Here is a 13,096-nt window from a genome sequence, read left to right as displayed (position 1 = left end):
AGCTATCTTTGTACTATTCAATTCTAAAGTCAGTACCAATTTAAATAAGGAACTATGCCAACAGATCAAACTTTAGTATCCGATATAAAAGCGATTATTTCCCAGTCCAAAGACAATGCCATTCGTGCTGTCGACCATCAGCGTACGTTGATGTACTGGCATATCGGCAAGCGTATCTTTGAAGAAGAACAGCAAGGAAAGGATAGGGCTGATTATGGAAAATATCTTACAAAGTATCTAGCCAAGGCGCTAGAACCTGAATTTGGTAGTGGATTTTCGCGAAGGCAGATTGAGTTGTTTAGACAGTTTTATCGCGTTTTTCCAATTGCGAACGCACTGCGTTCGCAATTGAGCTGGACACAATACAGGTTGTTGATGCGGCTTGACTTGGACGAACAACGAGAATTCTATATGGCTGAAACCATCAAAAATAACTGGACATCACGGCAGCTGGAAAGACAGGTTTTTAGTAATTTATATGAACGTCTGCTGCTTAGCAACGATAAGGAAAGTGTATTGGCTGTCGCCAAAAAGGAAAAGATGCCCTCTGATGCCAAGGAGATTATAAAAGATCCGATGGTACTGGAGTTTTTGGATTTGAAGCGGGAGAGTGCCTATTATGAAAAAGATCTGGAAGGCGCTATAATTGCCCATTTACAAGAGTTTTTGCTCGAATTGGGAAATGGCTTTTCCTTTGTTGCCCGCCAAAAACGCATACATATTGAAGGGGATGAGTTTTTTGTTGATCTGGTCTTTTACAACCGTCTATTGCAAAGCTTTGTGATCATTGAGATCAAGACACACAAATTAACCCATCAGGACATTGGTCAATTGCAGATGTATGTCAATTATTATGACCGTATTGAAAGGCTTCCACATGAACATCCCACGATCGGCATTTTACTCTGTGCGAGTAAGAACGATGCGGTTGTGAAATTTACCCTTCCTGAAGACCAAAAACAGATCGTTGCCAGTCAATACGAGCTTTACTTGCCTACCGAAAAGCAGTTGCTGGATGAGGTAAATAAAGAACTGGAAAGTTTTGTCAGTAAAGTTGGCGATGAGTAAATTTACAACGAGCATTATATATTTTTATATAATGCAACACTATACCGCTGCTACTCTCTTCTTTGCAGCTTGGAGATCAAAGTAGTTCGGATCCCATTTTTCACCTTTTTCTAAGCCGAGCCAGGTTCGCATCTCATCATGTTCTTCATGGTGTATATCTTTCATGACATCCTTTACATTTTGATATCCCCAAGTACTTCCGCAATCTTCTGGTGGACAAGCACCTTTTCCCTCCAGTAACTCCGCTTTTAATACATGCTTGTCTAGAATGTCCTCGACCACAATTTGGTGTGTCCAGCTATCACCAAAATCATAGATGTAGGTGAACTTTTGCCCTGTCTGAGTTAAAATGTCTTTCAATATTAACAATTCGGCATCTTCGGTATTTCCTTCGTCCCACTCTTCGTCAATTATGGCAATCTCGGGATATGATCCAAAACCTTTCGGCGAAAACTGATAGAGGTGATAGTTTTGCCAGCCAAATGCTTCTTGTATCACTTGATGTAAGCGATCAAACGTGAAGTAATCAGGAACTAATAACTTTCGCCACACTGGTGGTTTTGTTATCCCTTTAATCTGTATTTTTAATTGTAATAGCATCTGTATTTATTTTATTCCTCTTCACTAATAAAACAACTCATAATAGCTGTAATTTTTGCAAATCCCCCAATATCGCTACCAATTCCTCTATTCCATTGCATGCCAAAATATACATATAATATTTTACTTGCGCGATATGGCATGCTCTACTTTTTCTGATTTTTTGACCTGGTGTACATTTTTGTTTTTGGCATCATAAAAGTCTATCTTGATGCTGTTGATAAAGTTCTACATTGTCGAAAGTTATTGGACTTGATTTATTGAACTCTCAAACCAGATAATCTTTCAGTGTTGTTTTAATTCCCTAGATTTATAATGTACGGTATTTCTTTGCTTCAATTTTGGATATCTCTTTCTTGGTGCAGTCCATTAGAAATATCGTCTTGTACTAGGCCGGCAATGGAAGATTGGAGTTTTCCATGATCCTCCCGCTGCCAAGAAAGGTGCGGAAACTGCAGCTCTTGCACTGATATCTCCATTTATTCTGCAATCAATAATGAGATGCGCTTTCGTATTTCTTGCAACTCACGCCCTCCCTCTCTCGCTGTTACTTAAAGTGTGGACGGCTTACTCTGTGGCGAAATGCACCGTAAAACTGAATATATTCATCGCCATCATTTTTAGCTTTTTAGAAAGCTAAAAATATTAAGTGTTATTTAGGAGAATCAGAAAATTTATTAAAAACATAATAATTCTTACCTTTATCCCATGAATACCCAATTACCTTCATCATTACCAGAGCATAAATTAAAGGAGATCGAGGCAATCAAACAAGTTATTGCTGAGTTTGTTGATCCGGACATGATTATACTGTACGGTAGCTATGCACGCGGTGAATACAAAGATCAGGTATACATGAAAGAAGGTATACGTTACTTTTATATTAGCGATTATGACTTGATTATTGTTACAAATAAAACCAATATCAAGGAGTACGAATTAGCTAATGAGCTGGAAAAGAGAATTTCTGCGAGGCCTGATATCAACTTCTTTATGTATGATATTGACTATGTGAATAGGGAATTGTTAACGGGTAACTTCTTTTTCGTTCCCGTGTATTACGAAGGTGTATCGTTGTACGACAATGGAAAAAGTCAACTGACAAAGCCACAGCCGTTGAGCATTGAACAGGTCAAAGACAATATCACTAGCTATTATAATTTTTGGATCGGTAACGCAAATAGTTTTTTTGCGCATTTCCATTTTGACTATGAGTTGATGCTACAAGGTAAATCAAGATCTGGAATGAACGCTTGGTATTTGTTCCAAACCATTGAATCGATTTACAGTGTACTTCTTTTAGTTTTTATGGGCATTAAACCCAAGCTACATAATTTGTATAAATATCGGAGGTCTATCAATATGATTTCAGATGAACTCAATGCCATTTTTCCAGAGGTGAAGGACAGCAACGAAAGAAGACTATTTGATTTATTAAATAGAGCTTATATAAGTGGAAAGTATAAGATGGATTTTGAGGTGTCGCTTGAGGACCTAAAAGAAATTAGCTCAAGGTTGGAAAAGATGATTCAAATTACAGATAGACTTTGTACAGAACGAATTGAGAGCTTTAAATAGAATTATTTTTCAAATTCAACTAAATTAGCTAAAGTAACATCCAATCCATTAGCTAGCGCATAAAGTGTAACTAAAGTAGGAGAGGTAGAACCTTTTTCTATTCTATGAATTTGGCTGAAATCTATTCCAGACAGCTGCTCTAGTCTTCTGAGACTTATACTTTTTCCACTTCTTATTTTTTTCCCCTCTCGTATAAGTTTTAGATGTCTTCCAAAGGCCTCTCGAATTTCTTTATCATTTGTATCCATTGATTCAAACAAACGAGTTATCTGATTATTTTTTGTAGGATTGTTTGTATACATTTGTTTTATTTCATATCTTTGTGTTGACAATTATAAATATTGATTACTTCCTCATTCTGACGTCTGAAAAACAAAATGAATAGAGGAAAGCATGAATAATAAAACCTTAAAACATCTTAGTAAATTCATAAAATCTGATGCCGGTTTTTCAGCGCTCAGAATAGAGTTAAAAGCAACCCTGGTTTCGAAGGGTGACTTTATGTCTGTCCAATCAAAAAAAGATTGGACGGACTTTTTGCATTTCAAAGAGAAACCTCCAGAATAGATGGTATTATTAACCATATTTTAATTTTGCCGTCTATGCCGATATAACCAATTAAATCCTACAAAGACGTGACGCTCAAAGGTATAGCGGCCATATCACCTTTTTTAATGATCGATAAGGGAAAGATATCAATTATATCCGGCCCCAATCGCAAATATAACCTTAAAATGAAACAATTTTTAAAGGGTGGGAGAGAACTGTCTATAATGAAACTAATCTCCTGCATGCAACAGAGTAAATCTAATGAACAAAGGATTCAATCTGCTAAATTATTGCAGCTTTTGACCATCTATTTAATCAGCATAGCTCCAGTACAGATAAAGAACTTGTTAAGTATGGATATAGTGCTATTTATCCAACAGTTGTGTAATAAATTATGCAAGGAGAAAACCTACTATAAAAGTATCGATAAACTGTTTCAATCTTGCTGGATAAATAGGACATGCAAAATATCCAGATTCCGCAGCAATGCAGTGTTTTTATTATATACGGGGTGCTATCTTTTATTTGTTCCAGTTCTGCTTGCCCAAGAGAATGCTCGTTTGTCTTCAAGTAGCTTGCTTCGTGGCGAGGTGCGTGCCGCTTTAAATGGACAGGCCATAGAAGGTGCTTCCGTTACGGTGAATAAACAGACTGTAAATACTGATAAGGATGGTAAGTTTATCATTCGTGCAGATAAGCCTACGGGGATATTAACCATAAAACATATTGGATTTAAAGAACGAAGTGTAGCCTATGAAAATATGACTACTTTCCTAAAAATAAGTTTACAGCCGGTTGAAAGGCTGCTGGAAGAGGTTGAAGTTGTGTCTACTGGTTATCAAAAGATCCCCAAAGTAAGGGCAACAGGAAGTTTTGTACAGATTGATAATGACTTGCTCAATAGAAAGATATCAACCAATATTATTGATCGCCTCGATGGTGTAGCTGGTGGTGTATTATTTGATAAAAATCAGGTCGGCAACAATCAGGCCTTTGCCAGTATAAGGGGACGATCCACATTGTTTGCAGATCCTAATCCATTAATTGTTGTAGACAACTTTCCTTTTCAGGGAGATATCAATACACTCAATCCTAATGATGTGGAATCCATAACTATACTGAAAGATGCCGCGGCAGCATCTATATGGGGAGCGAAATCTGGAAATGGTGTCATCGTAATTCAGACAAAAGCTGGTCGGTTTAACAAAAAAACTCAAATACAGCTAAATAGTAATATCACCATCAGCGAAAAACCAGATCTTTTTTATAGATCCCAATTATCTTCTACGGAATATATTGAGCTGCAAGAGTTTTTATTTGAAAGAGGCTACTATGCGGCCAGTCTTCGCAACGACTATAGTTATATACCACAAGCGGTGGATGTATTTCAGAAAAGGAAACTTGGGACGATTTCGGAACAAGAGGCGCTATCCAGACTTGATCAGTTGCGAAATACGGATGTCAGAAATGATCTATTGAAATACATGTACACAAGAGGGGGCAATCAGCAGTATGCTCTCAATATAAGTGGTGGAACAGATAGATCGCACTACTACATTTCTGGAGGATATGACAATAACGTTGCAACACTCCGCCCCAATAGTTCTGATAGAAAAACCTTGAACATGAGGCTCTCCAATGGTTATTTGCAAAATAAGCTGGAGCTTACACTCAATCTAGGTTATTCATATTCAACGGATAAAAGCACAGGCAGCAGCTATTCGCCGTTGTCTCCTTATGATAGAATAGTAGATGTGCATGGTAATCCGTTGGCCTTACCTAATAGCTCTTTGCGTGCGGATTATGCAGATACAGTAGGAAGGGGAGTTCTGTTGGATTGGAGTTATCGTCCACTTGAGGATATGAACAAACATAATGCATTGGCAAAAGAGAGAATGTTAAGGAGTAACATTGTACTGACTTACCGCCCGATGAAACAGCTGGACGTATCCCTGCTCTACCAATATACGGATCAAAAGAATGATCGCCAGTTATTGGCAGAGTCCAATTCATATTATGCCAGAGATTTGATCAATAGGTATACGCAAATTGATAAAGTTACAGGAGCGGTTAAGTATCCTGTTCCCTTGGGTGCAATACTGGACAGATCCGACCGATATATGATCGGGAATTATGGGAGATTCCAATCCGCATACAATCAGTTGCTATTTGACCGATTACAAGTCAATGCAATTGCCGGATTTGAAATCAGTGAGGATAAGTTTGGAGCAAACAGCTACCGATATTATGGTTATAATCCCGAAACTGGGGTGAATGCCAATTCGACGATGAACTTCATCGATCCATTTCCATTGTATTATAATCCCACATCTTCGAGCCGATTACCTACTGGGGCATCAGAAAGCGGTGGGGTGGATCGTTATCTTTCCTATTATGCGAATACTTCGGTTGACTATGATCAAAAATACGTATTGACGATCAGCGCCAGAAAGGATGCGTCCAACCTCTTTGGTGTCAGTTCGAACCAAAAAGGGGTGCCCCTATGGTCCACTGGACTCCTCTGGAACCTGCACAATGAGTCTTTCTTTGGATTAAAAATATTCAATAAGCTCCAACTGCGGACTACCTATGGATATACAGGCAATGTGGATAAATCGGTTTCCGCTCTGCTAACATCGACTGTAGGCAAAAGCAGCAGTAATGGGATCAACCAGTGGGGGAGTTACTACACAGAGATCATGAATCCGCCCAATCCCTCGTTGCGTTGGGAGAAGATCAAAAAGATCAATACCGGTATTAATTTTGGTCTGTGGAAGGACAGGATAGTGGGGGGCCTAGATTATTATTATCACGATGGAATAGATTTGATCGGTGATAGCCCAATAGCACCACAGACAGGGCTCACGAAATTCAGGGGAAATTCTGCCCGGGTCAAAACGAAAGGCGTAGACATAAGTATTACTTCTAGGAATATAAAATTTAATGAATTTGAATGGAGTAGTTCGTGGTTATTTAACTGGATTAAGGATAAGGTGGTCCGTTATGAAGCAGCCAAAGGCTCAAACCGGACGATTGTTGAATCCAACTGGTCGAATCCTTTAGTCGGGTATCCCTATAATTCAGTATTCAGTTTTCCCTCGAGGGGGCTTGACAGTCTTGGGCTTCCAATCGGTGAATTGGATGGCGAATCATCCTCAAATTATAGTGCAATTCTAAATCAGGTGGATCCGACACGTATCAAATACCACGGGTCTGGAAGTCCCCGATATTTTGGGAGCTGGCGTAATGATTTTCGTTGGAGGGCCTTCAATCTATCATTCAATCTAACTTATAAAATGGATTATTATTTCAGGAGAAGGAATGTGTTCAATGGTAATACATATGGCTTCGCTCAAGAAGGCTATGCCGATCGGTGGCAAAAGCCAGGAGATGAGCAGTCTACTTATATTCCGGCATTAATTTACCCGATGAATGCAAGCCGTTCTACTTTTTTTAATTATGCGGAAGTTTTAATCGAACGTGGTGACCATATACGGCTACAAGATATCCAGTTTTCATATGACATAAAATTTAATAAGAGGAGTGGCCAGATTATACCACGCATACAGGTGTATGGCTACATAAACAATATAGCTGTGCTCTGGCGTGCAAACAAGTTAAATATTGATCCCAATAGCATATCCAGTTCTCCAGCGCCACGTACCTGGTCTATAGGTATGAAAGCTAATTTTTAATTAAAAATGACATGTTATGAAATTATTAATTTTATCATTCTCCCTGTTTTGTCTATGTTCCTGTCAATCTCCTTTCCTGAATGTTAAGCCGACCAAAGATATTGATCTGTTAGAGGATTTGGATGATCTGGAAAACCTGCTGGAAAATTCCTATGTATTTGGTAACACGGGCAGTTTGAAGATTGCGGCCTGTGACGACTACTATTTGTTGAGCAGGAACGAATGGGATGCGCTTCCTACGATGACCGAAAAAAATGTTTATGTTTGGAACAAAGATACCTATGGCGGAGAAATCAATATTTCGGACTGGAACGAACAATATAAAGCGATTTTTTATGCTAATTCGATTCTGGACAAATTGTCTGATCTAGAAGTATCTCCCGTTCTCTCTAAGGCCAGATATATCAAAGGTGAAGCACTTTTTCACAGAGCCTATGCTTATTTTGATCTAGCAATTGGTTTCTGTTCATCATTTGATGTGAACAGTTTAAATGATGGACCTGGATTGCCCCTAAGAACTTCAGCGAATATTGATAGAATTGAGCCGACATCCTCATTGAAGGCGACCTATAAATTTATAGAAGATGATCTCATACAAAGTTCCCATTTACTAAAGGGCAAACCTTTTCCTGTCAATCGCAGAAACCGACCATCACTTGAAGCCAGTTTTGCAATGCTGGCAAGGGTGTATTTGGCTATGGGTAAGTATGAAAGAGCCCTCCTTTATGCAGATAGCTGTCTCCGATTATATGATACTTTGTTGGATTATAACCATATATGCAAAGACTGTTTGAACCCTTTTCAGGAAAATCTTGATGAAGTGATCTTCTCCTCTACTAATGCATTATCGTACGCTAACCTGACTTCTGTAGGCGAGCGTCTTTGGATGGCAATAGATACTACACTTATTCAGTCCTATAAACCAAATGATCTAAGATTAAAGACATATTATGTCAAGAATAGAAACGGAAATTACAATAAAAAGCGAGGGTACATCAAATCTGGATCATATGATTTTTCTGGTCTTGCTACCGATGAAATTTATCTGATTAGGGCAGAATGCTATGCTCGAAATGGGCAATACGAATTAGCAAAGAACGATCTGAATACTTTGTTGCTCTCCAGATTTGAATCGGGTAGCCATTACAAAATTGAAGATTATCCTCAGAATGAATTGTTGGAACTAATCTTAAATGAGCGCCGAAAGAGCTTGGTGTGGCGAGGCTTACGCTGGTCAGATCTTAAACGCCTCGGGTTAGAGGGACGTTATACCCTACTTAAAAGAAAACTCGATAACGAATATTTCGAATTGGATTTAAATCAGACATCTTATGTTTTTCCAACGCCTGATAATGAAATAGCACTTTCTAAAACTAATTAAATTTAAAGTCGACATGAAAAATTATATTATCATAATATTATTACTATTACCTTTCATTCAATTGAGTGGAAAGACCACTATCTTAGCAAAGATCGTTGAGAAGCGAGTGAATAAGGGAAAAGTATACCTGGAAGTCAACAAAGAATATTTGGTGGGTTTCCATTCTTTTTATGCAAGCAATTTTAGTAAATCTTTAGATTCATCTGATGAATTTCGATTTGAGGTTGACGATCCTGCTGACGTGTACTATATTGATATCTACTTTGAAGACGAGCAGGGTAGGCGCCTTGGCCTTTTCCGGGGAGGAAATTTGTTGTTGGTCCAAAGGAATTCTATTATAAATCTTGAAATCACAGGCAATGGTCTATTCTTGGGAAAAAAAAATGCACCCTTGATACAATATCAGGCAACTCTAGCTACGATCTGGCCCAAAGGGAGGTCGGAAGGATCGATGAACAAAGAGGCTTTTGATTTTAGTATTGATGCTCTTAATCTTTGTTTAGATCGGTTAGATAGTGTTTCTAAAAATCATACAGAGATACCTTGGGATATCAGGCAGCAGTTGGCATTTAACTATAAATGCTACCATATAAAGGCACTTATGAATTCAATATCTTGGAAGGCATATAATAGAAAGAATGGAACGCTACAAAATGTTTATGCTGAGGAAGCGTTAAAAAAAATGAGGATCAACATGCCTAGTAATTTATGGTCCGATAAGACCCGGTTACTTTACAACTATATAGATTTATGCTATCTATACAATATCAATTCCTTACAAATAGAACGTAAATTCTTCGTTAAAGGAAGTGATAGCCTATTATTGGAACGAATAAAGAAATCGTATAGGGGATACCTTTTGGAACAATTGCTATTGACGTTCTATTTAGACTATAGCAGGAAGTATAATTCCGTTGCATATTTAGAGGGCGATGGGATTCTGAAGGAGATAAAGGATGTTGATCTAATAAGAGTTGTCAAAAAAAGCAAAAACAATAGTGGAAAAGGTGCAAAAGTTTATCCTTTTATTTTTAAGGATACGTTGGGTCGTGATATTACTTCGGAGAGTTTAAAGGGGAATGTATTGTTGGTAGAGTTTTGGTTTAATGGGTGTCAGCCCTGTATATACCTCAGCAGAGCTCTAAAAGATATATTAGCCACTTATGAGGGCAAAGAGAAGATAAAGCAGGTCACAGTCAATGTTGATAAAGATTTTTCTAGATTTGTCGCGGGAGTAAGAACGGAGGATTATACAAGTCCAAAAACATTAGACTTGCATATTGGTCCTGATGGTTATCAACATGAAATGCTTCTTAAGTATAACTACTACGGTTTTCCCCAACTAATGCTGATCGACAGGGATGGAAACCTTGTATCGGCTTTTGTGCCTAAACCGACCGACGATGGAAAGAGGAAGGAGTTTATTCAATTATTAAATAGTCATTTATAAATGATATTTAAGGGCGATGTCCCCCACTATTAGGAAGGACATCGTCTTGGTTTATTTTAGGAACAGTTAATTGCTAAAGTTATACTGTTTGTTAGGCAAACCATTCTCATCCATTAGATGTAGATAATTATCTAGCTGATCTAAGGGAATTTGAGTGGGTACCCGACCTGGAGCACTGCCAGATTCTGCTTCAGTTTTGTATGAGCATATTTGTGTTCCTGGATCACAATTGTTTGGATCATAATTTGCAACTTCTTCATATTGGTTTGTTGTTGCATTAAAAGCCAATATTCGTGTTGATTGTTTCGGTTCATCTACGATTTTAAAGGCAGAGAACACAACTATTGCAGCACCGGCTACCATAGCCATTGCATTATTTTTGATGAAAGATATTGCTTTCATACCGAGGCCTTTTTTATAGTAGCAAAAAAAGTTTACCCCCACAAAAAACTCTATGTTAATTTTTTTTGACCAACACTTTGCTTTAACGAGGTGCATCAGTCTGTCCTGTGCCTCGGGATCTGTTTTTACGGGCTGTGCCTTCACGTATCATAATTTATATCTCTAACCGGCCAGGCCGGGAAGACAGCAAACCGCATTTTAAATTTTTTGACGCGCTCCAGCATGACCGTATAGACCGGAATACGTACCACCTGAGGTCTGGCTAAAAATAAAATGACCTGCTTTTTATATCGCTTACACCCAGCCATGGGGGCAGTTGGGCCAGTCAAGTACCACCCCAATATGGACAGCAACAATAACAGCAGGTTGACAACAAGGTGTCCGCCCCAGGAGAGCCTGCTCAGTACCGAAGCACAGCCGCAGGGCTTCTGCGCGTATAAACCGGCGACGCCAAGACCGATGTAGACAGTAAAGACCGTTAACAGCAATGCAGACAGCACGAACGGATCAAAAAATAGATGTTTTGTATTCCTGAAAGAATGGATAGAAAACAGTATCACTATACCCAGCTCCATCAGTGGCAGGAACCAGAACAAAATCCCTGCCCACCAGTTGGGAAAAGGTTGCTGTATCAGCGCCTGATGGAAGCCCGGCAGATCCCATAGCTTATCCAGCGCAACGTATGCCCAAAAGAGTATCATAAAGACACGGATACTGGTAGCGGTGATATGTGAAGCTCTTGTTTTCATTTTTTAAAAAGTATAATTTCAGGTCGTATATTTAATACAACTATTTATAAATCAGATATTTAAATTTGTTTATTCGGTTTTGTGTTTGTATCTTAGTTTTACCAAATTCAATTATTTCATTCCTGTTTATATATAGCTACCATAAGTAAGCAATATGTACCTGCTATAAATGGTTTTATTTTTTAAATAGCTGTTTATTAAGTGTTTATTTTTTTTATTTAGATGGTTATATAAAGCCTTTGTTATACTTAAATGATGAGATATGGGGGAAGATCCTTTTGAAATTTTAGTGAAAGAGCCCGAACGGGGTTTGCGGCTTATTATGGGTAAACATGGTAGCCAGCTAAAAAATCGTATCAGAAACATTGTTAACAATGATGATGAACTGGTCAAAGACGTGGTTTCAGAAACATTGACCACATTATTTGTGCAGCGGGAAAAAGTCGCTATATGCAAAGATCCTTTTGCCTGGATGATGGCAATCGCAAGAAATATTGCCCTGAAAATGCTCCGGCAAGAAAAGAAAAACCAGAAGATAGCGATTGACGAGCTCCGGATCGTACCCCATAGCCAAGACATTGAAGCTGATCTACACTATCAAGAAATGCTGGAAGCAGTGCTGTCCAAAGCGGAACAGCTCACACCGATGGAAAAGAAAATTTTTATAGATGCCAAAGTGCACGGCATGGACAATAAGGAGCTGGAAATCCGTCATGACCTGCGGCCACAACGGATCCGGAATCTGCTGAGTACGGCGCTTGCCAAGATCAGACGGCTCCTAAAGGGATCATGATACCGGGCTACAATTGGATATAGATTAGAATTGAAAAAAAGATAAGTTATACTTATCTATAGCGAGTTCTAGTATTAATTGAATATAGATTAGAATTGAAGAAAATGGAACGCGATATTATAAAAGTTCAAGAGCTGATCAAAAAACAGCTGCTGGAAATAATCAGCCTCGAAGAAGAGGCAGATCTGAAAGAGAAAAGATCGCACTATACAGAGGATGAATACGACCTAATGGTCGTAGAGGTACTCAGGCAGCTGGAAGGTCAGCTGCCCAAGGATCCGCTTGAGGACTGGACACCTGATTACGGGGAAATAAAACGACGGGGGGAGGCTATACGAAGAAAAGAAAAAATAAAGCGGTACAGCAAAGTTGGGTATGCAGCAGCTTTGCTGCTAATTACAGGAGGTGTATTGTTATACTTATTTTATCCACATAAAAAAGAGGATATCATGCTGCATCTGGAGGGGCAATGTCTTGGCGCCGCAGACGACACAGAGATACCTTTAATAGAGTCTTCCTGTCTCCTGTTGGCAGCTGACTCCACATGGATAAGAGTAGAGCAGGATACTTTTGGTACACTATTACAGCTAGGCGAGCTGGCTGTCACCCGTACCGGGGAGGGGCTGTTGCGCATCCAGAGAAAACCAATGGCAGGCGGTGAGACAACTTTAAAAAGTTTAAATATTTATACGGCTCCACGTCAGCAATGTGTCGTTGAACTGGAGGATGGTACTAGGGTTCGGATGAATGCACAATCCCAGTTGAGCTATTCGCTCCGAAAAGGGGATTCAACAGTAATATACATAAAAGGAGAGGCGTATGTTGATGCCA

The 13,096-nt window shown here is 38.9% G+C and carries 13 protein-coding genes; 8 read left to right on the top strand and 5 right to left on the bottom strand.

What is annotated here, in order from left to right:
• Nucleotides 1-54 precede the first annotated feature (54 nt).
• Entirely contained in the window at nt 55-1,068 is a 1,014-nt protein-coding gene (locus D7322_RS05740) for a PDDEXK nuclease domain-containing protein (RefSeq protein ID WP_121122173.1), read from the top strand.
• A gap of 39 nt (nt 1,069-1,107) precedes the next feature.
• Here D7322_RS05740 and D7322_RS05735 read toward each other — a convergent pair whose 3' ends face one another.
• Nucleotides 1,108-1,668 (bottom strand): plasmid pRiA4b ORF-3 family protein, encoded by a 561-nt coding sequence (locus D7322_RS05735; protein WP_121122171.1) that lies wholly within the window; start codon nt 1,666-1,668, stop codon nt 1,108-1,110.
• A 335-nt stretch (nt 1,669-2,003) separates the two neighbouring features.
• Nucleotides 2,004-2,147: a hypothetical protein gene (locus D7322_RS29225; protein WP_183078615.1), complete on the bottom strand. Its 144-nt coding sequence runs from the start codon at nt 2,145-2,147 to the stop codon at nt 2,004-2,006.
• 229 nt (nt 2,148-2,376) lie between these two features.
• On the opposite strand from D7322_RS29225, the gene D7322_RS05730 reads away from it, so the two are divergent.
• Entirely contained in the window at nt 2,377-3,246 is an 870-nt protein-coding gene (locus tag D7322_RS05730) for a nucleotidyltransferase domain-containing protein (protein WP_121122169.1), read from the top strand.
• 2 nt (nt 3,247-3,248) lie between these two features.
• Here the strand turns inward: D7322_RS05730 and D7322_RS05725 are convergent, their stop codons facing one another.
• Nucleotides 3,249-3,578 carry a helix-turn-helix domain-containing protein gene (locus D7322_RS05725; protein WP_147430296.1) on the bottom strand — a complete coding sequence of 110 codons (330 nt, stop codon included), beginning with the start codon at nt 3,576-3,578 and terminating at the stop codon, nt 3,249-3,251.
• Between the two features lie 61 nt (nt 3,579-3,639).
• On the opposite strand from D7322_RS05725, the gene D7322_RS28385 reads away from it, so the two are divergent.
• The 4 genes from D7322_RS28385 to D7322_RS05710 all read left to right on the top strand — a co-directional run bounded on the left by D7322_RS28385 (nt 3,640) and on the right by D7322_RS05710 (nt 10,321).
• Complete coding sequence (locus D7322_RS28385; RefSeq protein WP_183078614.1) at nt 3,640-3,813, top strand: hypothetical protein; 174 nt, start codon at nt 3,640-3,642, stop codon at nt 3,811-3,813.
• Between the two features lie 167 nt (nt 3,814-3,980).
• On the top strand, nt 3,981-7,490 hold the full coding sequence (locus D7322_RS05720) for a SusC/RagA family TonB-linked outer membrane protein (RefSeq protein ID WP_183078613.1): 3,510 nt from the start codon (nt 3,981-3,983) through the stop codon (nt 7,488-7,490).
• 16 nt (nt 7,491-7,506) lie between these two features.
• On the top strand, nt 7,507-8,871 hold the full coding sequence (locus D7322_RS05715; protein WP_121122161.1) for a RagB/SusD family nutrient uptake outer membrane protein: 1,365 nt from the start codon (nt 7,507-7,509) through the stop codon (nt 8,869-8,871).
• Between the two features lie 13 nt (nt 8,872-8,884).
• Entirely contained in the window at nt 8,885-10,321 is a 1,437-nt protein-coding gene (locus tag D7322_RS05710; protein ID WP_121122159.1) for a TlpA family protein disulfide reductase, read from the top strand.
• Between the two features lie 66 nt (nt 10,322-10,387).
• Here D7322_RS05710 and D7322_RS05705 read toward each other — a convergent pair whose 3' ends face one another.
• Nucleotides 10,388-10,723 (bottom strand): hypothetical protein, encoded by a 336-nt coding sequence (locus D7322_RS05705; RefSeq protein ID WP_147430294.1) that lies wholly within the window; start codon nt 10,721-10,723, stop codon nt 10,388-10,390.
• A 140-nt stretch (nt 10,724-10,863) separates the two neighbouring features.
• Nucleotides 10,864-11,472, bottom strand: coding sequence for a MauE/DoxX family redox-associated membrane protein (locus tag D7322_RS05700; RefSeq protein WP_121122156.1), 609 nt, complete (start codon nt 11,470-11,472; stop codon nt 10,864-10,866).
• A 262-nt stretch (nt 11,473-11,734) separates the two neighbouring features.
• On the opposite strand from D7322_RS05700, the gene D7322_RS05695 reads away from it, so the two are divergent.
• The gene (locus tag D7322_RS05695; RefSeq protein ID WP_121122154.1) at nt 11,735-12,265 is read left to right on the top strand and encodes an RNA polymerase sigma factor; all 531 of its coding nucleotides are present in this window, start codon (nt 11,735-11,737) and stop codon (nt 12,263-12,265) included.
• A 104-nt stretch (nt 12,266-12,369) separates the two neighbouring features.
• Nucleotides 12,370-13,096: FecR domain-containing protein (locus D7322_RS05690; protein ID WP_183078612.1), on the top strand; the 727-nt coding region annotated here is incomplete at its 3' end.

The organism is Sphingobacterium puteale (genome assembly GCF_003627955.1).
GTDB classification, from domain to species: Bacteria; Bacteroidota; Bacteroidia; order Sphingobacteriales; family Sphingobacteriaceae; genus Sphingobacterium; species Sphingobacterium puteale.
The sequence above is the reverse complement of the archived record's forward strand: the minus strand, read 5'-3'. Positions and strand labels throughout refer to the sequence as shown.

Bases quoted from the DNA above. Each gene is read 5' to 3' on its own strand.
- D7322_RS05740 (WP_121122173.1), top strand. From the start codon at position 55: ATGCCAACAGATCAAACTTTAGTATCCGATATAAAAGCGATTATTTCC.
- D7322_RS05735 (WP_121122171.1), bottom strand. From the start codon at position 1,668: ATGCTATTACAATTAAAAATACAGATTAAAGGGATAACAAAACCACCA.
- D7322_RS29225 (WP_183078615.1), bottom strand. From the start codon at position 2,147: ATGGAGATATCAGTGCAAGAGCTGCAGTTTCCGCACCTTTCTTGGCAG.
- D7322_RS05730 (WP_121122169.1), top strand. From the start codon at position 2,377: ATGAATACCCAATTACCTTCATCATTACCAGAGCATAAATTAAAGGAG.
- D7322_RS28385 (WP_183078614.1), top strand. From the start codon at position 3,640: ATGAATAATAAAACCTTAAAACATCTTAGTAAATTCATAAAATCTGAT.
- D7322_RS05720 (WP_183078613.1), top strand. From the start codon at position 3,981: ATGAAACAATTTTTAAAGGGTGGGAGAGAACTGTCTATAATGAAACTA.
- D7322_RS05715 (WP_121122161.1), top strand. From the start codon at position 7,507: ATGAAATTATTAATTTTATCATTCTCCCTGTTTTGTCTATGTTCCTGT.
- D7322_RS05710 (WP_121122159.1), top strand. From the start codon at position 8,885: ATGAAAAATTATATTATCATAATATTATTACTATTACCTTTCATTCAA.
- D7322_RS05705 (WP_147430294.1), bottom strand. From the start codon at position 10,723: ATGAAAGCAATATCTTTCATCAAAAATAATGCAATGGCTATGGTAGCC.
- D7322_RS05700 (WP_121122156.1), bottom strand. From the start codon at position 11,472: ATGAAAACAAGAGCTTCACATATCACCGCTACCAGTATCCGTGTCTTT.
- D7322_RS05695 (WP_121122154.1), top strand. From the start codon at position 11,735: ATGGGGGAAGATCCTTTTGAAATTTTAGTGAAAGAGCCCGAACGGGGT.